The following is a 20410-nucleotide window of genomic DNA, read 5'->3' on the forward strand; positions in this document are numbered from 1 at the left end:
CGGGCCTCACTTCCCCGGGGCCCGGGCCACCACCCCGCACAGACCGCACCAGCAGATCAGGAGCCACCGGGTGTACCAACTCGTCGCCGAGGTCCTCGACCACGCGCCCGCCAACCTCACCGCCGCCGAGGTGCTCGTCCTCGTCGCGATCGGCGAGGAGACCCGGACCCGCGGCGAGCACCGCGAGATCCCCGTCGAGGATCTCGCCCGGCGTGCCCGCGTCGACCGGCGAGGCCTCCGCATGGCGGTGAGCCGGCTCGCGAAGCACGGCATCGCGGTCCGCGTCGCCCTGGGCGTCGACCGCCGCGGCAAGCCGCTCTACGCGGTGCCCGGCAAGTCGCCGCGGTGGGTGCTCCCGGCCTTCCCGCCGCCGCCGGACTGCGGGTGCCGCACCTGCCAGCAAGGGGGAGCTGAGGCTCCCCCTGAAGGAGGCACCTCCGTTCCCCCTTCCGAGGATCCGCAGGTCAGCAAGGAGGCACCTCCGTTCCCCCTTGCTGAGAAGGGGGAACCAGGGTTCCGTCAGGCGGAACCAGGGTTCCGTCAGGCGGCACCACAGTTCCGTCAGCCTGACGCTCCAGTTCCCCCATCTCCGTACGTAGCCGAACCCGTCATCGGTCAACGGCCACCGACCGTGGCTTACCTGCTCGACCACGGGGCCGCGGATGACGACGAAGCGCGACTTCTGATCCAGACGATCAAGACGCGCTTCACCCCGCGCAGCGTCGGCGCGTACGTCCGGGCTCTGCCCTCCGAGGACCTGGCCGAGCTACTCGACGAGATCCGGACCAGCCGCCGACCCACCAGCAGCCTCCCGCCCCAGTGCGGTGCCTGCGGGCCCAACCGGCAGGTCGAGATCGACGGCGTGATCCGCCGCTGCCCCACCTGCCATCCGCTCGCCCGCACCGCCTGAAGGGAGACCCGTGGACCGCCCAGCCCCCCAGCACTCCGACGCCCTCAACCGCCTGGTCGGCATCACTCCGACGCCACCGGCCGCCCCCGAGGCGGACGTCATCGACCCTGCGGAGTACGAGCGCCGCCGGGCCGCGCTGCGCCGCAAGGCCGCCGAGCGGTCCCGCCGGCGCCGGGTGGCGGCGTGACCACCCCGTACCGGCACCTGACCCCGGGCATGAAACGCGCCCGCGCCTCCGCCCAAGCCGCCATCGCCCGCGCCCGATCCCACATCACCCCACCGCCCGCCGCCGACCCAGACGACCCCTGGGACGGCGCATGGCCACCCAGCCCCCAAGCCTGGCGCGCCCGCTGCCGCCAGATCCGCGAAGACATCGAGGAGACACGCCGCCATGGCTGAGATCCGCACCGTCCACACCGCCCGCAAGACCCACCTCTGCCAGCCCGACACCGACGCCGCCCGATGACCGCCCGCAGCCGGGCCGACCGGCTCATCGCCGTCATCGACGCCACCCTCACCGCCACGGAGGCCACCATGCCCACCACGCCGCCCCACGCCCCGCTCGGCGACCAGCTCTTCGACCAGGCCGCCTACCACGCCCGGCAGATCCGCGCCGACCGCACCCCGCTCCGCACCGACGACGGGCTGCCCCTCGTCGAGCAACTCCGCCGCGACCTGGAGACCGTCACCGCCCAGCGCGACCAGGCCCGCGCCGAACGCGACGACTACGCCCGCTCCCGCAACCACTACGCCGACCTCATCCAGACCACCGCCGCCGCCCTCGGCATGAACGGCGGCGACCCCATCGACAACCTCCCCGACGCCGTCGTCCGCCTCCGCGCCGACCGCGCTGAGGCCCTCGACTGCCGCGACGCCGCCCGGCTGCACGCCGACGCCGAGAAGGCCCGCGCCGACGCCCTCACCGCCCAGCTCGCCGGACTCCGCGCCGACCTGGAGCAGGCCCGCGCCGAGCTGGGCGCCGCGCAGGAGCTGATCGCCGTGGTCGACGACGCCACCGAGCGCATCGACCGGGCCCGCGCCGGCTACGCCACCCGGGCGCGGCAGAACCCGTGCCCCACCTGCTCCGGGCCGAGCCGGGAAACCGTCGGCATGGTCTGCCAGACCTGCGGCACCGACTACTCGACGCCGCCCCCCGGTTCCGCCGAGCCCCGCGTGCAGGGCGTTGACCAGGACCCGGCCAACAACCCGGCCAACACGCGAGACGACACCCCGCCGGCCGGCTACCAGGTGGTCGCCACCGCCCTGCACCGCGACGGCCTGGGCGTGCTCCGGGACGGCGATGTGGTCGCCTCGGCGGTCAGCACCCGGCCGACGCTCGCCGAGGCCGTCGCGGAGCTGCTGTACGCGGTCAGCCCCGCCGAGCCGCCGGCGCCCGACGACCTCATCGCCCGCCTCGCTGCCGCCCTCGCAAGGCTGATGCGCCTCGACGGCGGCGAAGGCATCAGCCCACCCACCTGGGCAAGCTGGCAAGACCTGCTCGACGAGGCCGGCAAGCGGACGCGGGAGGGCTGACCGGTGCCCACCCGCACCGTGGCCGCCGCCGTCGCCCTGGCCCTCATCGCCGGGGTGACGGCGGTCCTCGCCCTCGCCGCCGCGTCCGACGCCCACCTCAACCCCGGCGGGGCCATCCTCGTCGCACTCGCCGCCGTGTGGACCTCGCTCGCCATCCGCCCCCTCGCACGCACCATCCGCCGGAGCACCCGATGAACCTCGACCTCTACGCCGGCGCCGGCGGCTGGGACGAAGCCGCACGACACCTCGGCCTCACCACCATCGGCCTGGAACTGTGGCACGACGCCTGCGTCACCGCCGTCCGCGCCGGCCACCCCCGCATCCGCTGCGACATCGCCACCTACCCCACCGCCCCCTTCGCCGGCCGCGTCACCGGCCTCATCGCCTCCCCGCCCTGCCAGGCCTGGTCGATGGCCGGCAAGCGCGCAGGCGAGCAGGACAAGGCCCGCGTCCACGACCTCGTCAACGCCTACGCCGCCGGCAGCGACGACCCCGGCACTGGGTGGGCCGACGAGCGCAGCCACCACGCCGCCCAGACCGTCCGCTGGATCCGCGACCTACGCCCCGAATGGGTCGCCATGGAGCAGGTGCCGCCGGTGCTCGACCTCTGGCGGCACATCGGCGACGTGCTCCGCGGCTGGGGCTACTCCGTGTGGGTCGGTGTCCTCAACTCCGCCGACTACGGGGTGCCGCAAACCCGACGCCGCGCCGTGCTCATCGCCTCGCGAGTCAGGGCCGTCCACAGCCCAGAGACGACCCACGAGGAGGCGCCGCCGGCCGACGCCCTGTTTGGTGCCCGGCGGCCGTGGGTGTCGATGGCCGAGGCGCTTGGCTGGGGCGGTCTGGTCAGCACCGGCCAGAACTCCACGGTGACCCGCGCCGGTGACATCAAGCCGTACGAGCGCGACACCACCCGGCCCGCGCCGACCGTCATGGCGAACACCGACCGCTGGCAACTCGTCAACGGGGCACAGGAGAACGCCACCGCCCGATCGGTCGACGAGCCGGCCGGAACCATCTTCTGCTCGCGACCGGGCAACCTGCGCTGGCAGCTTGTCAACCGCCGCGACAGCCCGAAGTGGGTGGAGGAGCACGGCGAGCGGCGCAACCGTGAGGGCGGCGAGTCCCGACGGGTGGCGGTCGCCGAAGCCGCGATCCTCCAGAGCTTCCCCGCCGACTACCCCTGGCACGGCACGAAGACCTCGCAGTTCCTCCAGGTCGGCAACGCCATCCCGCCTGGACTCGGGACGCCGATCCTCGCCGTTGCCGCTGGCCTTGCCCATGCCCGACAGATCGCCGCCTGAGGAGCACCGTGACGCCGCACCACCTCCACGCCACCGCTGCCGCCTGGTCCCTCCACGACGCGCGGCGCACGCTCGCCGACCTCGCCCACGACGAGGCCGCCCAGATCGCCGCTGAGCGCCTCGAAGCGCCGTCCCTACTCCGGAGTCCCGTCTACGGCGGAGGGCGCGTCAGCGGCAGCCACAGCGACCCCACGCCCCGCGCGATCGCCGTCGCCGAACCGACCGAACGCCGCAACCGGTGGGCCGAGATGCGCGACCGGCTCGACCACAAGCTCGACTGGATCGCCGACGCCATCCACCTCCCGTACGGACTCGACGACGGCATCGACCGCATCATCGAGTGCATCCCGGCGATGTCGCCCGGCACCGCCGCCACCGTCGGCCGCCACCTGGCCGACGAGGAGCGGTGGGTGCGTGAGGCGATCGGGATCGGCCCCGGCCGGGCACCGCTCATCGGCGTCGACTGCCCGCACTGCGGTGAGCGCCGGCTCGTCGTCCAGACCGCCGGGCCGGTCGACGCCTGGACCGTCATCTGCGCCACCGGCCGCCTCTGCACCGGCACCGAGTGCGGGTGCGGGATGCCGGGCGCGGTGGAGGGCGTGGCGCACATCTGGCCCCGGGCCGACGTCCTGTCACCCGCCCCAAACGCGACCCCAAAGCCCGGCGTGGTCGCGGGGGCCGCACCGACCCAGCCCACCAACTGACCCGAGACGACCCGACCGAAGGAGAGCACCGTGAAGCACCCGCCGCACATCCTGACCATCACCGAGACCACCGAAGGCGGCATCACCGAGCAGGAGTACGCCATCGAGTGCCCCGGCGTCACCGACCACTGCCGCATGTGGCGCGACTGCAAGCAGTGCGAGTCGCTCGCCTACGACCTCGACGAGGACGACGACCAGCAGATCGTGCACGACGTCGAGCACCGCTACATGGACGAGCGGTGGATGGTCCGGACCGAGGACTGCTTCGTCCGCGACAACGACCAGCTCGACGAGGCCGCCGGCGATCTGGAATTGCCCGCCGGCACCTACCCGGTCGACTTCGACAGCGGCGACGACATGTGCAGCCTCTCGCTGGCGCAGCTCGCCACCACATGACCGGCCCGGCCCGAGACGCGCCTCAGACGCGCGTCTCGGGCCACCCGCCGTCCGATGTGACCGGAATGCCGCGCACCATAACCACCGCTATGGTGTCTCCGTGGGAATCCCGCGCAGACCAGGGAGGAACCACCTTGATCCGTGACCGCGACGGCCGCGAGTGGGGCACCGCCGCCCAACTCGCGGCCCGGCTCGGCCCCGACGTCACGGTGGCCATGGTCCGCCGCTGGCGCGACCGCAAAGGCCTCACCACGGTGGCCGGCCACTCGCCCCTCGACGAAGCCAGCGCGATCGAGCTGGCCACCCGACGCGCGACACGCGGCCGGCCGCGCCGACTTGACCTTGCCGCCACCCCCGCCGCATGATTTGTTCACACCCCACGCAGGTGGAGTGTCCCCACAGCCCGGTCGAGCGAACACCGCTCCCGGGCTGACGTGCGTCCTGGGTCGGGACGCCGGGGCGGGGAGAGCGGGCCGGTCACCGCGACGGGAGGCCGGCCCGCATCCTCACCACCCAGCACGAAGAACGGGAGGCCCGTGAAGAACCGCATCTTCCTGCTGTACCGCTGGCACAAGCGGACGCAGCTCGACATCAGCCTCGGGCCGACCGCCCAGTTCGGCTACCTGTCGCTCGGCTGGACGTGGCGCGACGGCCACCGCCCCATCTGCTACTGGAGCCCCGACGCCACCCCGGTCCACCAGCGCGCTGTCGGCCCCTGGCGGCGGTACGGCCTTTAGCCGGCCGGCCGCACCCGGAGCGACGTGGAGCAGCAGGTAGCTCGCTGGGCTCATAACCCAGAGGTCGCAGGTTCGAGTCCTGCCGTCGCTACGAAGCCCAACCCCCTGACCGGACAAGGCGCCGGGACGGAGTGATCACCATGCCCCGAGGCCGCCCCGTCACCCAGGCCGACCACGACCGCGTCCGCGAGCTGCACGCCGAAGGCCTGGGCCGCAACGCCATCGCCAAGGAACTGGGCCGCTCGGGCAAGACCATCAGCCACATCGCCGCTGAACTGGGCCTCAGCTTCGAACGCACCGGAGCAGCTGCCGCGGCCACCGAAGCCCGGAAGGCCGACGGAGCCGCCCGCCGTGCCCGCCTCCAGGTCGACGCCCTCGCCGCCGCCCAACGGCTCATGGGCCAGATGTTCGCCCCCGCCCTGGTCTACAACTTCGGCGGCAAGGAGAACGACTACAACTCGACCACCCTCGACGAGCCGCCGTTCGCCGACAAGCGGAACATCGCCAACGCCATCCAGGCCCTCGCCGGCACCGCCCTGAAGCTCGCCGAGTACGACAAGGCCACCGGCAACGAGGACGAGAAGGGCATGCTCCTGGAGCTGCGCGACCAACTACGCGCCGCACGCGACGGCGCGAGGGCAGCCGAGTGAGCGTCGACATCCGGCATTTGCCGCTGTCAGAGAAGCAGATCGATTACGTCGTCGACTCCGACGCCTTCGTCAACCTCGCCGAGGGCGCCATCCGCTCCGGCAAGACCGCCTCTGGGCTGCTGCGCTGGATGATGAAGGTCGCCGACGCCCCCACCTCCGGTGACCTGGTCGTCTGCGCGAAGACGTACGACACGGCGGTCCGGAACATCTTCAACCCGTTACGCGACTCGCGCCTGTTCGGGCCGCTCGCCAAGGCCACCACCTACACCCGGGGCGCACCGACGGCGACCATCCTCGGCCGCACCGTCGAAGTCATCACCTTCAACGACGAGCGGTCCGAGAACCGACTCCGGGGCATGACCTGTGCCTCCGGGTACGTCGACGAGTGGTCGCTGATGCCGCAGAGCTTCCACGAGCAGCTCCTCGGCCGGTGCTCCCTCGACGGCGCCCAACTGTTCGGGAACACGAACCCGGACAACCCGCGGCACTGGCTGAAGGTCAACGGCATCGACGAGGCGAAGCCCGGCGGTCGACTGTCCGGCGACTGGGCGGTCTGGCACTTCGGGCTCGACGACAACCCGTTCCTGTCGCAGAAGGTCAAGGACCGATACCGGCGGCAGTACAAGGGCCTCTGGTACAAGCGCATGATCCTCGGCCAGTGGGTCATGGCCGAGGGCTCCGTTTACGAGGGCTGGGACCCCGCGAAGCACATCGTCAAGACGCTGCCGCAGATCACACGCTGGGTCAGCCTCGGCGTTGACCCCGGCACGAACCACCCCTTCGCCGCGCTGCTGCTCGGCGTCGGCGTGGACGGCAACCTGTATCTCGCCCGCGAGTGGCGCTGGGACCCGAAGCGGCAGATGCGCCAGCTCAGCCCGGTCGAGTACTCGGTCCGGCTGCGGGGCTGGCTGCACAAGCTCGACGTTCGCCCCGAGTGGGTGTGCGTCGACCCGGCCGCCGCCTGGATGAACCGCCAGCTGTTCGACGACGGGCTCACGCCGACCAAGGCCGACAACGCAGTCATGGACGGCATCCAGCTCGTTGCCTCGCTGCTCGCCGAAGGCCTGCTGTACGTGCACGAGTCCTGTGACGGCTGGATCGAGGAGATCCCCGGCTACGTGTGGGACGAGAAGGCGGCACTCCTCGGCGAGGACAAGCCGCTCAAGGACAAGGACGACAGCCTCGACGGCGGCCGGTATGCCGTGAAGACGCCTGAAGTGGTGTGGCGACCGATGCTGCGACACGCTCCAGCTCCCGCACTCGCAGCCTGAAGGAGGGCTTGGTGCCGATCCCCACCGCCGGCGCCTGGCCGCCGCCCGCCGTCGCCCCTGCCTACGACGCCTACCGCGACTGGGACGCCTGGTACGTCGGCGACCCCGGCGAGCTGCAAGCCGTCTACAGCCGGCGCGGCGTCAACACCCCCCGCATACGCCCCTCCCAGCTCGCCGGAGGTGTCGTCGGCATGCTGTCCCGCTGGATGTGGGGCAACCCGGTCCGCGCTGACCAGCGCGACACCCGCTTGCATGTCCCCGTCCCGGCCGACCTCGCCGCGACCTCCGCCGGCCTGCTGTTCAGCGAGCCGCCGACGTTGACGTCCGAGCGCGCCGAGGTGCAGGCCGCCATAGAGCGCCTCGTCGAGGGCGGCCTGCACACCACCCTCCGGCACGCCGCCGAGCACGCATCCGTCCTCGGCGACGTCTACCTCCGCCCCGTCGTCGACAAGGAGGTATCCCCGGCCGGCGCGATCGTCACCGCGGTGCCCGCCGACGCCGCGATCCCCGTCATCCGGTGGGGCCGCCTCACGGAGGTCACACTCTGGTCGACGCTGGAGGAGTCCGCCGGCACGGTGGTGCGCCTCTTGGAGCACCACGACGTGGTACGCGGCGCGGGCCGCATCACCTACGCGCTGTACGAGGGTGACGCGACGGACCTGGGTCGGGTCATCCCGCTCACCGAGCACCCGAACGCCGAGTACCTCGCCCGGGTGGTCGACGAGACCAGCGCCCAGGCCACCGGCCTGGACCGCCTGGACGTCGTCCACGTGCCGAACGCCGGCCCGCAGAGGCGCTGGCGGAAGCTGGCCGCACTCAAGAGCCTCGGTCGAAGCGACATGGACGGCAACGAACCGCTCTTCGACCGCATCGACGAGGCGTGGACGTCCTGGATGCGGGACATCCGCCTCGGCCGCGGCCGGATCACCATCCCGGAGTACATGCTCCAGTCGAACGGCCCCGGGCAGGGCGCGACCTGGGACGCCGACCGGGAGGTCTACTCGGCGGTCAACGCCATGCCTGGCCAGCAGCAGGGCAACCCGATCACGTACACCCAGTTCGAGATCCGGCACGTCGAGCACAAGGCGACGATCGACGCCCTGATGGAAGCTGCGATGCGGCACGCCGGCCTCTCCAGCCAGACGATGGGCGAGGAGGGCGACGTCGCCATGACGGCGACGGAGGCCCAGGCCCGCGAGCGCCAGAGCTTCGTCACGCGCGGGGACCGGATCAACACCTGGTCGCCTGCCATCGCCCGGTACGTCGAGCTGCACCTGAACCTGGAGGCGCTCGCGTTCAACGGGCCGGCGCCGGAGCTGCCCGCCGTCGAGTTCGGCGACTCGGTCACCGAGTCACCCGAAACTGAAGCGCGCACCCTCCAACTGCTCCACGCCGCCGAATCGGTGAGCATCGAAACCCGAGTCCGGATGGCACACAAGGACTGGGACGACGAGCAGGTCAAGGCCGAGGTGACCAAGCTCAAGGAAGAGCTCGGCAGCGGGCGCGACGAGATCGACCCGGCCGCCAGGTTCGGTGAACTCGCTGGCACCGCGCCGGGCACGGGTGAGGACGACCAGGCCGAGGAGTAGCCGTGGCCGTCAACCCGGACCAGATCGGCGCGATCAGCCGCGCCACCGTCGACATGTACCGCAGCGCCGAGTCGACGCTCGTCCAACTGGTCACCCGCTACCTGCGGGCCGGCATCGACGGCCCGACGTGGGCGACGCAGCGCCTCGCCGCGGTGTCCGCTCTCCGGCGGGCCGCGCAGAGCGTCGTCGACCGGCTCGACGCCGCCGCGCCGGCCGCGATAGGTGAGGCCGCCGCCGCCGCGTACCGGGCCGGCCGCGGCTCGGCGCTGACCGACCTCCCAGCCGATGCGGCGACCCGGCTGGCTGCCCGGGAGGCCGTCCGCACGGCGAAGCAGCCGGCGGTGGTCGAGTCCCTCGCGTCGGCGCTCGTCGAGGACGTGGGCGAGCAGCACTCAAACGTCGTCCGCGACACCCTCGACGTCTATCGCAAGGTCATCGCCGAGGCCGTCGCGGTGTCCGTCGCCGGTGGGCAGACCCGCCGGCAGGCCGCCCAGCACGCCTACCAGCGCCTCGTCGACCAGGGCATCACCGGGTTCACCGACGTGCGCGGCCGGCGCTGGCGGCTCTCCTCGTACGTCGAGATGGGCGTCCGCACTGTCACCCAGCGCGCGGCCGTGCAGGGGCAGACCGACCGGCTCCAGTCGGCCGGCATCCGCCTGGTCATCGTCTCCGACGCCGTGCAGGAGTGTGCGATGTGCCGGCCGTACGAGGGTCGTGTCCTCGCCATCTCCGGGCCGGCCGGGCGAGTGCAGGCCCGCAACCCGCTCACCGGCCGGGCCGAGACGGTGCAGGTGCTCACCACCCTTGACCGGGCCAGAGCCGCGGGTTTCCAGCACCCCAACTGCCGGCACTCCGTGTCCGCGTTCCTGCCCGGCGTGACGCGCCGCCCGACCGGCCCCACGGCTGACCCGGAGGGCGACAAGGCGAGGCAGCGGCAACGCGCCATAGAGCGGCAGATCCGCAAGTGGAAGGAGCGGGAGAACGCGGCCCTGGACGACGACGCCGCGAAGGCTGCCCGGAAGAAGGTGCGGGCCTGGCAAGGCGAGATGCGCGCCCACCTCGCCGAGCACCCCGACCTGAAGCGGTTGTCGTACCGGGAGCAGATCGGCGCGGGCAACATCCCGACCGGGGCGCCGGCGCCTATCGTCCCGCCGCCGGCCCGACGCTCCAGCCCGGCACCCAAGCCGGCCGCCGTCCCGCCGCCCCGGCCGGCCCCGGCCACCGGACCCGCCGCCCTCAAGGCCGCACCGATCAACATGCTGGACGTTCGCAGCCTCCGCCGGCTCACCTTCGGCGAGCGCGACGTCATCCGCCAGTACCGGGGCACGTTGTACGCCAACCTCAACGGTGCGCTCCGCCGCGAGAAGGGGCGACTCCCGGACGGGTACGGCTTCGAGGTCTACCGGGACGCCACCCGCGACCTGGATTCCGCCCTGGCTAAGTCGCTGCTAAGCGCTGACGTGCTCGTCCACCGGGGCATCCGGGACCCGATCGCCGTGTTCGGGTCGGTCGCCGCCGCAGCACTGCCGGTGGGTGCGCAGTGGGTGGAGTACGCCTTCGTCTCCACCACCGCCAGCGTCGACACCGCCGCCGAGTTCGCCCCCGGCGGCGCCATCCTCACCATCCGCGTCCCGGCCGGCGTCGGCGCGCTTCAGCTCTCCGGCGCCGAGTACGAGTCGGAGCTGCTCCTCCAGCGCGGGTTGACGCTGCGGATAGTGTCCGACACGGGGCCCGGCCCGGGCCGCGAGATCGTGGCGGAGGTAGTCCGGTGACGCAGCCAGAGCAGCAGCCGCGCCCCGCCGACGACCAGGACGCCGCGGCGGACCGGATCACGATGGACTACCCGGTCGAGCTGCAGTTGCCCGACCCGGATGAGGACGAGCAGGGCTGACCCCCGTCCACCAGATGTGACGCGCCCCCGGCGCGGCGCCGGCCATCCCGCAAGGCGCGGTGGCCATCCCACCACGACCGCCTCAAGGAGGCTTCCGTGCTGCGCTCCACCCTGCCCACCGCTATCACCCCGGGCTTCGTCAACCCGCTCACCGGCCGCACCGTCATCCCAGGCGAGATCCTCGGGTACCGGCGGGACGGCCGGCCCATCCGTGTCGTCGCGGGTGGATCCGGCGAGGGCGACGACAGCGGGGATGGGGGCACCGACGACCAGGACGGCGACGCCGGCCAAGGCGAGGACAGCAAGAAGCCCGACATCAAGGGCGACCTCGACCCCGAGCGAGCCTCCCGCGCCATCGCGGCAGCCCGCGAGGGCGAGCGAAAGGCCAAGGCAGAGGCCAGGGCCGCCAAGGAACGCACCGACGCGATCCTCAAGGCCGCCGGCCTCACCCCGGACGGCAAGACCGACCCCGCCGAGCAGCTCAAGGCGGCAGCCGAAGAGCGGGACAGCGCCAACCAGAAGCTTCGCGACAAGAGCCTCCGGCTCGCGGTACGCGAGAACGCCGACAAGGCCGGCGTCGACCCCACCGCACTGCTGGACTCCGCGAGCTTCCGGACGGCCACGGCCGAGCTGGACCCGGACGCGGACGACTACGACGACCAGGTCGTCGCCGCCATGAAGAAGGCACTCAAGGCCAACTCGCGGCTCGCCGCCGCCGGTCAAGGTGCCGGCCGCCAGGGCGCCGACCACACCGGCGGCGGCAACAACACCGGACGCCCGAAGAGCCTCCGCGAGGCCTTCGCCCGACAGAACCAGACGACGTAACCCGGGAGAACCCAGTGACAATCACCCTCGCGGACGCGATGCGTAACGCGGCGTCGGACACCCAGTACGCGGTGATCGACGAGACGCGCCGCAACTCGTGGCTGCTCGACCAGTTCGTCTTCGACGACGTCGCCACCCCCGGAGTGGGAGGCGGCTCCCTGTCGTACACCTACTCCCGGCTGACGCAGACCCGGGGCGGCCAGTTCCGTGCCTACAACACGGAGTACGTGCCGGCCGAGGCCAAGCGCACCCAGATCACCAGCTCGCTCTACCCGTTCGGCGGGGCGTACAACCTGGACCGGGCGCTCGCGCACCTGGGTCCGCGGCTGACCGACGAGATGGCGTTCCAGACATCCGAGCTGATCAAGGGTGTGCGGAACACGTTCGCCGAGCAGCTCATCGTCGGCGACCACGCGAGCAACGTCCTCGGCTTCGACGGCCTCGACGTGGCCCTCACCGGCAGCGTGACGGAGTTCTTCCCGAACGCCACCACCTTTTACGCCGACTGGTCCCCGGCCACCCTCAACACCACGACCCTGGCCATCCAGGCCACCGACCAGCTCGACGAGTTCCTGTCGCTGCTCAACAGCCCCGCGGACGCGCTGCTCGGCAACCGGCTCCTGCTGAACCGGATCAAGGCCATCGGCAAGCTCGCCGGCATGTACACCCGGACCCAGGACGACATGGGCCGCACGATCGAGCGGTACGGGCCTGCTGTCCTGGTCGACCTCGGCACCGTCAACTCCGACATGACCGGCAACACGTCGTACGTGGTCCCGGTCGAGACCCGCGACCCCGACGGCGCGGGCGGCGGCGGGAACATCACGAACCTGGCCGACCTGTACGCGGTGCGGTTCGGACTCGACGCCCTGCACGGGGCGAGCGTGGCCGGGAAGCCGCTGATGGACCAGTGGGACCCCGACTTCAGCACCGCAGGCGCGGTCAAGACCGGCGAGGTCGAGATGGGCCCGGCAACCATGGTGCTGAAGAACAGCCGCTCCTGCGGCGTCTTCCGCAACATCAAGGTCAAGTGAGGCAGGCCATGGGTATCCGCTACTTCGAGATCCGGTCGCCGCGGCCCGACTTCACCGGCCGCATCGGCGCCGTCTCCTTCGCCGACGGCGTCGCCCGCGTCTCCTTCGACGACGACCGCGACGACGCCGGCATGGCGACCGCCGACGAGCACCGCGTCCAGGTCGGCCGCAGCGCCGTGCTGTTCGCCCAGCGTCGGCCCGGCTACCTGGTCACCGAGGTCGACTCGGCCGGCAACCCGATCACCAGCAACCCGACCGCCGGCAGCGGCACCGTGGTGCCGGCGCGGCCGGCCCGGTCGGCGTCGAAGAAGGAGGGCTGAGCCATGCAGCTCGGCGGCTACAAGGGCAACGTCCGCGATGCCCTGACGCACGTCAACGCGGCGGATCCGGCCAGCCCGGACACGTTCTTCCGGCGCAACCTGCCCCGGACCGGGCTGTACGACTCGGCCGGCGACACCGGCCAGCCCGCCCTGGCGACCGGGGTGATGACCTCGGTGCCGATCTGGCTGCGTCAGGGCGACATCATCACGAACATCGCGGTCCGTACCGGCGCGACCGCCGGGGCCACGATCACGAACCAGTGGTTCGCGCTGTACGACGAGGCGGGCGCCCTGATCGGCCAGTCGGTGGACGGCACGTCGGCGGCGCTCGCGGCGAACACCACGATCACCAAGGCACTGGCGTCGGCGTACACCGTCCAGCGGACGGGCCTCTATTTCGTGGGGCTCATGGTCGCGGCGTCCACGACGCCGACGCTGCTGGGCACCGTCGCGGCCCCGGCGATCGTGACCGGGGAGCGGGCGCTGAGCCAGTCGTCCGGGTCGAGCCTGACCACGACGGCGCCGGGCACGATCGCGACGCCGACGGCGAAGCAGTTCGTGCCGTACGTCGTCCTCACCTGAGGCCGAGCATTTCGTGGGGGTGGCTGGACTGCGGCCGGCCGCCCCCGCCACCCCCTTGGAGGGCTCATGGCGGCGACCGGCTACACCAGCACCCCCGGCAGCGGCTCGGGCTCCGGTGTCGACACCGTCAACGGCAAGAGCGGCAGCGTGACGCTCAGTGCTGGGGATGTTGGCGCGGAACCGGCTGGGGCGGCGGCCAGCGCCGCCGCCGCGGCGGTCGCCGGGCTGCTGCCCAAGGCGGCGTCGGTGGCGGGCGATCAGACCGTCACGGTCAACCGGCCCGCCACCGGCGCCGAGGGCACCGACCTCTGGCAGGCGCAGTACGCGGGCGCGCGAGGCATGTACGCCAACGGCTACGGGTGTTCCCGGGCCAGGGTGCCGAACCACCCGGACGCCGCCGAACAGTACGCCTTCCGGGCCCAGTGCCACCCGAGCAAGAACGGCACCGCCCAACCGATCGGCGCGTTCTCCTGGTCGGACAACACCGACCAGTTCGTCACCCTCGCGAACGGCGACTCGTACGCCACGCGGGACCTGCACGCCGGCCGCCGCCTGGTCCTCGACGCCCCACCCGCCTGGATCGCCACCACCCTCAACAACGCCACGTGGGCCGGCGCCGGCTACCCCACGCCGGCGAGCCAGCTCGACAGCATCTACAACCGGGTGTGGCTCAAGGGCCGCATCTCCTGGGCTTCGTCCCTGGCTGCTGGTACCGCGCTCGTCACCCTCGATGCGGCGCACAAGCCGGCCGAGACGCAGACCTTCACCATCCGGACCGGTGCCCCGTCGAACATCGCCGCGGTCCTCACGATCGACACTGCCGGCGTGGTGTCGATCGCCTCGGCCACCGGCAACGCCGGCTTCGTCGGCCTCGATGGCCTGTCCTTCTACCGGGGCGCCTCGTGACGTACACCGCCGGCCGCACGGCCACCCTCACCGTCCAGTGGTACGCCTACCCGGGCGGCCCGGCCGCGACGGTCACCGGCGCGCAGGTCCGCATCGCCCCGGTCGGCGGCGGTACCGCCGTGGTCGGCCCGACCACCACCGGCGTCGCCGCCGAGGCAACGGGCCTCTACTCGTACGCCTGGGCGGTCCCAGCCGATCAGGCCGCCGGGGACTACGTGGTCACCTGGACCGGCACGGACGGCGACGGGGACATCGTCACCGCCTCCGAGATCATCACCGTGGCGGCGCCACCGGTGCCGGGCGGCTACGCCTCCGTCGACCAGCTCAACGAGCGGCTCGGACGGACCCCGGTCAACGCGGTGCAGCTCATCACCCGGGCAAGCCGGGACGTGGACCGGGCGCTGTTGTGCGCCGTCTACGACCCCGACGACCAGGCCGTCATCGACGCGCTGCGGGAGGCGACGCTGGAGCAGATCGCCGGGAACCTCACCCACGGCAACGTCACCGGCCTCGGCGGGAGCCGGCGCGGCGGCTTCTCCATCGGCCGACTCACCGTCCAGGCCGGCAGCAGCGACGACGCGCCCGTCCGGATCGGCTCCCTCTGGGAGCAGGCGTGGACCGTCCTCCAGGCCGCCGGGCTGACCGGCCATGGCCCGCAGAGCAGGTGACCGTGGACTGGGCGGAGTTCGTCGAGCTGTGCATCCCCGAGCCGAAGACCATCCGGGTCGAGGCGCTCACCGGCTCCGGCGCGTACGGCGACGAGTACGGTTCCCCCGCCGACGTGGGCCTGTGCGTCGTCGACGACAGCAACCGCCGCGTCGTCGCGCAGACCCAGGACGCCGAGGGCGGCGAGGTCGTTTCGTCGACCACGGTCTTCGCGCCGCCGGACACGGTCGCTCCGCCGGGATCCCGGGTCACCCTGCCGTGGTCCGGACGCGTCACCCGCGTCCTGGCCACGTCGTACATGGACGACCACGGCCTCGGCCTGCCCGAACACGTCGAGCTGTCCCTGGAGTGAGCCGTGGCGGACGTCGAGTGGAACGGTGACGAGATCCTGGCTCTCATCGAGGGCGCCGAGGTGGCCGGACTGACGCTCGGCGCTGAGCACCTGCTCCAGGTGTCCCGCGCAGAGGTGCCGATCGAAGAGGCCACCCTGGAGCGCTCCGGCGTGGCGTCCGTGGACGCGAGCCAGCGCCGTGCAGCCGTCTCCTACGACACCCGGTACGCCGTGCGGCAGCACGAGGAGCTGACGTACCGCCACGACGAGGGCCGCAAGGCGAAGTACCTGGAAGACCCGATGAACAACGAGCGCGGAACGATCCTGGAGCTGATCGCCGCGCCCGTCCAAGACGTCTTCGGAGGCTGACGTGGCGGTAGGTGACGGCTGGACCTCCCGACTCCTCACCGGCCTCGCACAGCACCTCCACAACGGCGGCGTCGGCGTGTACCGGCCGACCGGCAGCTACCAGGCCAGCGAGGTCGCCATCGTCGTGCGGGGCATCCCAATCAGCCCGGACCGGATCATCACCCTGGCTCCGTACCCGGTGGCCAGCCCGCCCGGCGTCTCCGACGTCACCCAGGGCGTCCAGATACGCCTGCGCGGCACCCAGGACCCGCGCGTCGTCGAAGACCTGGGCGACGCCATCTTCGACCTGCTCGACTCCGCCACCGGGCTCACCTGGTCCGGCATCCCCATCGTCCAGGTCTACCGGCAGTCGTACGCCGCCCTCGGCGCCGATGGGAACGGCCGGTGGGAGGCCTCGCACAACTACTACGTCGAGGCGATGCGCCCGACCGTCAACCGTACGATCTGACCGTCCCGGAGGACATCATGACGAGCCCTGTCGACTACGTCACCGCCCTCGCGCGTCGCTTCGCCGTCGAGGTCGACCTCAACCCCAGCGGCGTCGCCGACTGGCAGCCCCTCATCGGCGTCGAGGACCTGAAGCCGGCCCGCACGCAGCGGAAGGTGGCCGACGAGTCGTACGACGACGCCGGCGCCGAACGGCAGGCGATCACCGGCTCCACCTGGTCCCTCGACATCAAGCTGATCCACCGCACCGGTCTGGACGGCGTCACGTTCAACGCCGTCCAGGAGCACCTGCGGATCAAGTCGGAGGCGAGCGACGCGCTGACCGGGGAGGCGCACGTCCGCTGGTTCGACCGGTCCGGGCAGGGTGAGGCGTGGGAGGGCCGCTGCCTCGTCGACTGGGTGCCGGACGGCGGCAACGGTGGCGCCCGCGACACCATCTCCGTCAAGCTGAACGGGCAGGGCGCCCGGGCGGCCATCACGAACCCGAACGCCTCCGCGCTGCCCGTGGTGGCCGGCCTCGCGCCGACCGGCGGTGGCACCGCCGGCGGCACCATCGTCGAGGTCCGCGGCCGGAAGTTCACCGGCGCCACCGCGGTGACGTTTGGCGGCACCGCCGCCACCTCGTTCCGGGTCGTCTCCGACACGCTCATCGTCGCGGTGTCCCCGACCAAGACGGCCTCCACCGTCGACGTGCTCGTCACCACACCCGGAGGCACCAGCGTCAACACCACCGCCGACAACTACGTGTACGCCTGATCCGCATGGCGAAGTTCGGCGACGTCACCCAGTACTTCGATCCTGGCCTGGAGCTGACAGTCAAGGGCAAGGAGTACCGCATCCCGCTGCCCTCGGCGGAGCTGGGGCTGTGGTGCCGCACCATGATTGCCGTCAACGAGCTGGACAGCGGGGCGACCGGGGAGCAGCTCCAGGCCGCCGCCGAGCAGGTGGCCAAGCTGCCTCCGCTGCCGGGCCCGCGCACCATGCCCGAGCATCTGCTCGGCTCGGCTCATCCCGAGATGCGCGCCGACGGGGTGGAAGACCCGTACATCGAGTTCTGTGCGATGACGACGTTCTTCTGGATCGTCGGCGGTGAGGATGCGGCCCGCCGCTACTGGATCTCCGGTGGCCGCCCGGAAGCGAGGGGCCCGGACAACCGGGCCTCCCGCCGGGCGACCGCCCAGAAGACCGCTACGGGCGCGGCCACCAGGACCCCGCCACAGGCCTCTTCGAGTGGTACGAGTTCCCGCCCGAGGTCCGGCAGGAGCGGTCGGGGTCGCGGGTCACGTGGGCGGAGATCCTGACTCACTGGCTCCTCGTCGAGTGTGACCTCCAGGACCGTGGCATCGACGTCGGGGACAAGTCCCTGATGGAGGGCCGGTCCTGGCGGTGGCTGGAGGTCCGCATCATCGGCCTGCTCTCCGCCGACTCCCGCCTGTCCAGGGCACTCAAGCCCGCCGACCCGCCCGCGACGTAACCCGTGGAGGTGGCCTGTGTCGCTCAAGCTCGGCGAGCTGGTCGCCTACCTGAAGACCGACAACTCGGGGCTGCGTGACGGACTCGCCGCCGGGCGGACCGAGGTCGACGGGTTCACCCGGGACGTCAACGGCAAGCTCCGCGACGCTTCCGGCCGATTCGTGCGCGAAGGCGAGCAGGCCGGTCGTGGCTTCGGCGAGGGCTTCACTCGCGACGCTTCCGGCCGGCTCCGCGACGCCTCCGGCCGATTCGTGCGCGAGGGCCACCGGATCGGGAAGGGCCTCGGCGACGGCATCGGCGACGGGGTCAGGAGCGGCAACGGTTGGATGACCGTTCTGCGGTCGCTGAGCAGCGAGGTCCGAGACGCCGCGAACTGGGTCAAGAGCGCCGGTGAGCGTGTCTCCGACTTCGCCGGCAACGTGACGTCCGGGCTGGGCAGCGTCTGGGGTTTCGTGCAGGTGCTCGCCGCCCTCGCCTCCGGGGCCGCGTTTGCCATTCCGGCGGTCACCCTGCTCGGCGGCGTTCTCGGCTCCCTGCCGGCCCTGGCGGGCGGCGCCGGGGTCGGTATCGGGGCCCTGGCCATCGGCTTCATGGGCCTGGCCGACCACTTCCAGCAGACGGCATCTGCTGGCGGGGCGGCCGTCGACCGGACGTGGCAGGTCCACCAGGCTGTCCGGGCGCTGGCCGGCGCGCAGCGGGAGGTGCGGGCCAGCCAGGAGGCCTTGACGCGCGCCCGCGCGGACGAGGTTGAGCGGCTGTCCGACCTCAACCGGCAGCTCCGCGAAGCCCGGCTCAGCGAGGAAGAGGCGGCCCTCAACGAGGCCGACGCGGAGCAGCGTCTCGCGGAAGCCAAGAACGCCGTCCAGATCGCCCAGGACAAGGTCAACCAGGCGCAGGCCTCCGGTGATGTGGACGCTGTCCGGCAGGCCACGCAGGAGCTGCTGGAGGCGCAGCGGCAGCAGCCATCGGAGATCCGCCGCGCCGAGCTGGCGTACGAGCGGGCGAAGCTGGCCACCGAGGCCGCCAAGGACTCCACCGACGACCTGACGAAGGAGCAGCAGCGCGCCGCCCGGGTCGGGGTGGAGGGCTCCGATCAGGTACGGGCCGCCAGGGAGCGGGAGCGCCGCGCGGTCGAGGCCGTCGAGGACGCGGAGCACGCCCTGACCGAGGCCCGCAAGCCGGCCGGCGGTGGCGGCGGAGCCGCTCAGGAGCTGACGCGCCTCGCGCCGGCCGCCAAGGAGCTGGTCGACACCCTCAAGGCGCTGAAGCCGGCCTGGGAGGATCTGCGGCTGGACGTGCAGCAGCGGCTGTTCGCCGGGGTCGGCGATGAGGTCCGGGACCTCGCCGACGCCTGGCTGCCCACCTTGCACGACAAGCTCGGTCAGAGCGCCGACACTGCGAACAGCCTCTTCAGGCAGTTCTCGAACAGCGCGCAAAAGCCGGAGTTCATCGAGAACATCTCGGCCGGCCTGGACTCGGTCGACCGGCTCGTCGACAAGGTCGGCGGCGCCCTCGCGGGCCCTTTCGTCGACGCCTGGGGCCGCCTGTCCAAGGCTGCCGGACCGTTCCTCGACTCACTCGGTGACGAGGTCGCCGGCCTGATCGAGGACTTCGCGAAGTGGATCGAGAAGGCGGACAAGAGCGGCGCCCTCGAAGATTTCTTCGAGAAGGCCGGCGACTTCTTCCACGACGTAGTCGATATCGGTGAGGACGCCGGCGCAATCATCGGCGATATCGTCGGTGCGCTTTTCGACGACCCGGCCAACGCCGATGGTGGCGACGCCTGGGAGGGCTTCAAGGAGACCCTGCATGAGGTCCGGGAATGGTTCGACGACCCGAAGAACAAGGAGCAGATCCAGGACTGGTTCCACAAGCTGGAGTCGGCCGCGAAGGTGCTGGGCCGCATCGCCGGATGGGCTTCCGACCTGATCCTCTGGATCGATAAGGCGGACACCAAATTCCGGGAGTGGGCAAATTCGGCAACCAAGGCCGGCTCGGGAATGGTTAAGAATCTTGGCGAGAAGTGGGACAGCCTGGTCGGCGCGGTCGGCAAGCTGCGAGGCCGGATCGGCCGGGCGACGACGGGCATGTGGGACGGCGTGAAGGAGAGCTTCCGGTCTGCCCTGAACTGGGTGATCGGGAAGTGGAATGGCCTGGATCTGCGCCTCCCGTCGACGACGTTCCTCGGGACGACCATCGGCGGCGGCTCGATCGGCACCCCGAACATCCCCTACCTGAAGGACGGCGGGATCGTGCGGGCCACCCCCGGCGGCCGGCCGGTCGTGGTCGGCGAGGGCGGCCAGGACGAGGCGGTCGTGCCACTGGACAAACTCGGCAGTCTTGGTGGTCACGCCGAGGTGCGGATTACCGGCGAGCTGGTGGCCCGCGGCGGGGACCTGGTCGTGGTGCTTCGCGAACAGGTGGCGACGCTGGGCGGCGACGTTCAGAAGGTGGTCGGCAGCAACACCTGAC

The 20410-nt window shown here is 71.9% G+C and carries 26 protein-coding genes and 1 tRNA gene; all 27 read left to right on the forward strand.

What is annotated here, in order from left to right; translation table 11 throughout:
- Positions 1 to 70 precede the first annotated feature (70 nt).
- The 27 genes from SM450_RS25280 (at position 71) to SM450_RS25410 (ending at position 20409) form a co-directional block, all read left to right on the forward strand.
- Positions 71 to 910 carry a MarR family transcriptional regulator gene (locus tag SM450_RS25280; RefSeq protein ID WP_474622259.1) on the forward strand — a complete coding sequence of 280 codons (840 nt, stop codon included), beginning with the start codon at positions 71 to 73 and terminating at the stop codon, positions 908 to 910.
- Positions 911 to 920: 10 nt separating this feature from the next.
- A complete protein-coding gene (locus SM450_RS25285; protein WP_474622260.1) occupies positions 921 to 1097 on the forward strand; it encodes a hypothetical protein in 177 nt (58 codons plus the stop codon).
- A gap of 275 nt (positions 1098 to 1372) precedes the next feature.
- Positions 1373 to 2443 (forward strand): hypothetical protein, encoded by a 1071-nt coding sequence (locus SM450_RS25290; RefSeq protein WP_474622261.1) that lies wholly within the window; start codon positions 1373 to 1375, stop codon positions 2441 to 2443.
- Between the two features lie 3 nt (positions 2444 to 2446).
- Positions 2447 to 2638: a hypothetical protein gene (locus tag SM450_RS25295; protein WP_474622262.1), complete on the forward strand. Its 192-nt coding sequence runs from the start codon at positions 2447 to 2449 to the stop codon at positions 2636 to 2638.
- Positions 2635 to 3747, forward strand: a complete 1113-nt coding sequence (locus SM450_RS25300) for a DNA cytosine methyltransferase (protein ID WP_474622263.1) — start codon at positions 2635 to 2637, stop codon at positions 3745 to 3747. The genes SM450_RS25295 and SM450_RS25300 overlap by 4 nt, the downstream gene beginning before the upstream one ends.
- A gap of 8 nt (positions 3748 to 3755) precedes the next feature.
- The gene (locus SM450_RS25305; protein WP_474622264.1) at positions 3756 to 4451 is read left to right on the forward strand and encodes a hypothetical protein; all 696 of its coding nucleotides are present in this window, start codon (positions 3756 to 3758) and stop codon (positions 4449 to 4451) included.
- Between the two features lie 30 nt (positions 4452 to 4481).
- Positions 4482 to 4847 (forward strand): hypothetical protein, encoded by a 366-nt coding sequence (locus SM450_RS25310; RefSeq protein WP_474622265.1) that lies wholly within the window; start codon positions 4482 to 4484, stop codon positions 4845 to 4847.
- A gap of 134 nt (positions 4848 to 4981) precedes the next feature.
- Positions 4982 to 5212: a hypothetical protein gene (locus tag SM450_RS25315; RefSeq protein ID WP_474622266.1), complete on the forward strand. Its 231-nt coding sequence runs from the start codon at positions 4982 to 4984 to the stop codon at positions 5210 to 5212.
- Between the two features lie 171 nt (positions 5213 to 5383).
- The gene (locus SM450_RS25320; RefSeq protein ID WP_474622267.1) at positions 5384 to 5584 is read left to right on the forward strand and encodes a hypothetical protein; all 201 of its coding nucleotides are present in this window, start codon (positions 5384 to 5386) and stop codon (positions 5582 to 5584) included.
- 18 nt (positions 5585 to 5602) lie between these two features.
- Positions 5603 to 5675 (forward strand) — tRNA-Met (locus tag SM450_RS25325).
- 49 nt (positions 5676 to 5724) lie between these two features.
- Entirely contained in the window at positions 5725 to 6234 is a 510-nt protein-coding gene (locus tag SM450_RS25330) for a helix-turn-helix domain-containing protein (protein WP_474622268.1), read from the forward strand.
- Positions 6231 to 7505, forward strand: coding sequence for a PBSX family phage terminase large subunit (locus SM450_RS25335; RefSeq protein WP_474622269.1), 1275 nt, complete (start codon positions 6231 to 6233; stop codon positions 7503 to 7505). The genes SM450_RS25330 and SM450_RS25335 overlap by 4 nt, the downstream gene beginning before the upstream one ends.
- 11 nt (positions 7506 to 7516) lie before the next feature.
- Positions 7517 to 9094: a phage portal protein gene (locus tag SM450_RS25340; RefSeq protein ID WP_474622270.1), complete on the forward strand. Its 1578-nt coding sequence runs from the start codon at positions 7517 to 7519 to the stop codon at positions 9092 to 9094.
- A gap of 2 nt (positions 9095 to 9096) precedes the next feature.
- Positions 9097 to 10866, forward strand: coding sequence for a phage minor capsid protein (locus tag SM450_RS25345; protein ID WP_474622271.1), 1770 nt, complete (start codon positions 9097 to 9099; stop codon positions 10864 to 10866).
- A complete protein-coding gene (locus SM450_RS25350; RefSeq protein ID WP_474622272.1) occupies positions 10863 to 10985 on the forward strand; it encodes a hypothetical protein in 123 nt (40 codons plus the stop codon). Before SM450_RS25345 ends, SM450_RS25350 begins: the two co-directional genes overlap by 4 nt.
- 96 nt (positions 10986 to 11081) lie before the next feature.
- On the forward strand, positions 11082 to 11810 hold the full coding sequence (locus SM450_RS25355) for a hypothetical protein (protein WP_474622273.1): 729 nt from the start codon (positions 11082 to 11084) through the stop codon (positions 11808 to 11810).
- A 14-nt stretch (positions 11811 to 11824) separates the two neighbouring features.
- Positions 11825 to 12844 (forward strand): major capsid protein, encoded by a 1020-nt coding sequence (locus SM450_RS25360; RefSeq protein ID WP_474622274.1) that lies wholly within the window; start codon positions 11825 to 11827, stop codon positions 12842 to 12844.
- An 8-nt stretch (positions 12845 to 12852) separates the two neighbouring features.
- Positions 12853 to 13164 carry a hypothetical protein gene (locus tag SM450_RS25365; RefSeq protein ID WP_474622275.1) on the forward strand — a complete coding sequence of 104 codons (312 nt, stop codon included), beginning with the start codon at positions 12853 to 12855 and terminating at the stop codon, positions 13162 to 13164.
- Between the two features lie 3 nt (positions 13165 to 13167).
- The gene (locus SM450_RS25370) at positions 13168 to 13746 is read left to right on the forward strand and encodes a hypothetical protein (protein ID WP_474622276.1); all 579 of its coding nucleotides are present in this window, start codon (positions 13168 to 13170) and stop codon (positions 13744 to 13746) included.
- A 66-nt stretch (positions 13747 to 13812) separates the two neighbouring features.
- A complete protein-coding gene (locus SM450_RS25375) occupies positions 13813 to 14652 on the forward strand; it encodes a hypothetical protein (protein WP_474622277.1) in 840 nt (279 codons plus the stop codon).
- Entirely contained in the window at positions 14649 to 15320 is a 672-nt protein-coding gene (locus SM450_RS25380; protein WP_474622278.1) for a hypothetical protein, read from the forward strand. Before SM450_RS25375 ends, SM450_RS25380 begins: the two co-directional genes overlap by 4 nt.
- Positions 15321 to 15322: 2 nt before the next feature.
- Positions 15323 to 15670 carry a hypothetical protein gene (locus tag SM450_RS25385; protein WP_474622279.1) on the forward strand — a complete coding sequence of 116 codons (348 nt, stop codon included), beginning with the start codon at positions 15323 to 15325 and terminating at the stop codon, positions 15668 to 15670.
- Between the two features lie 3 nt (positions 15671 to 15673).
- Positions 15674 to 16018, forward strand: coding sequence for a hypothetical protein (locus SM450_RS25390; RefSeq protein ID WP_474622280.1), 345 nt, complete (start codon positions 15674 to 15676; stop codon positions 16016 to 16018).
- 1 nt (position 16019) lies between these two features.
- Complete coding sequence (locus tag SM450_RS25395) at positions 16020 to 16466, forward strand: minor capsid protein (protein WP_474622281.1); 447 nt, start codon at positions 16020 to 16022, stop codon at positions 16464 to 16466.
- Positions 16467 to 16483: 17 nt separating this feature from the next.
- On the forward strand, positions 16484 to 17221 hold the full coding sequence (locus SM450_RS25400; RefSeq protein ID WP_474622282.1) for a phage tail tube protein: 738 nt from the start codon (positions 16484 to 16486) through the stop codon (positions 17219 to 17221).
- A gap of 5 nt (positions 17222 to 17226) precedes the next feature.
- The gene (locus SM450_RS25405) at positions 17227 to 17766 is read left to right on the forward strand and encodes a DUF7426 family protein (RefSeq protein WP_474622283.1); all 540 of its coding nucleotides are present in this window, start codon (positions 17227 to 17229) and stop codon (positions 17764 to 17766) included.
- 189 nt (positions 17767 to 17955) lie between these two features.
- On the forward strand, positions 17956 to 20409 hold the full coding sequence (locus SM450_RS25410; protein WP_474622284.1) for a phage tail family protein: 2454 nt from the start codon (positions 17956 to 17958) through the stop codon (positions 20407 to 20409).
- Position 20410: the final 1 nt, after the last annotated feature.

This window comes from Micromonospora marincola (assembly GCF_056150385.1).

Bases quoted from the DNA above. Each gene is read 5' to 3' on its own strand.
- SM450_RS25290 (WP_474622261.1), top strand. From the start codon at position 1,373: ATGACCGCCCGCAGCCGGGCCGACCGGCTCATCGCCGTCATCGACGCC.
- SM450_RS25300 (WP_474622263.1), top strand. From the start codon at position 2,635: ATGAACCTCGACCTCTACGCCGGCGCCGGCGGCTGGGACGAAGCCGCA.
- SM450_RS25330 (WP_474622268.1), top strand. From the start codon at position 5,725: ATGCCCCGAGGCCGCCCCGTCACCCAGGCCGACCACGACCGCGTCCGC.
- SM450_RS25365 (WP_474622275.1), top strand. From the start codon at position 12,853: ATGGGTATCCGCTACTTCGAGATCCGGTCGCCGCGGCCCGACTTCACC.
- SM450_RS25370 (WP_474622276.1), top strand. From the start codon at position 13,168: ATGCAGCTCGGCGGCTACAAGGGCAACGTCCGCGATGCCCTGACGCAC.
- SM450_RS25375 (WP_474622277.1), top strand. From the start codon at position 13,813: ATGGCGGCGACCGGCTACACCAGCACCCCCGGCAGCGGCTCGGGCTCC.
- SM450_RS25400 (WP_474622282.1), top strand. From the start codon at position 16,484: ATGACGAGCCCTGTCGACTACGTCACCGCCCTCGCGCGTCGCTTCGCC.
- SM450_RS25405 (WP_474622283.1), top strand. From the start codon at position 17,227: ATGGCGAAGTTCGGCGACGTCACCCAGTACTTCGATCCTGGCCTGGAG.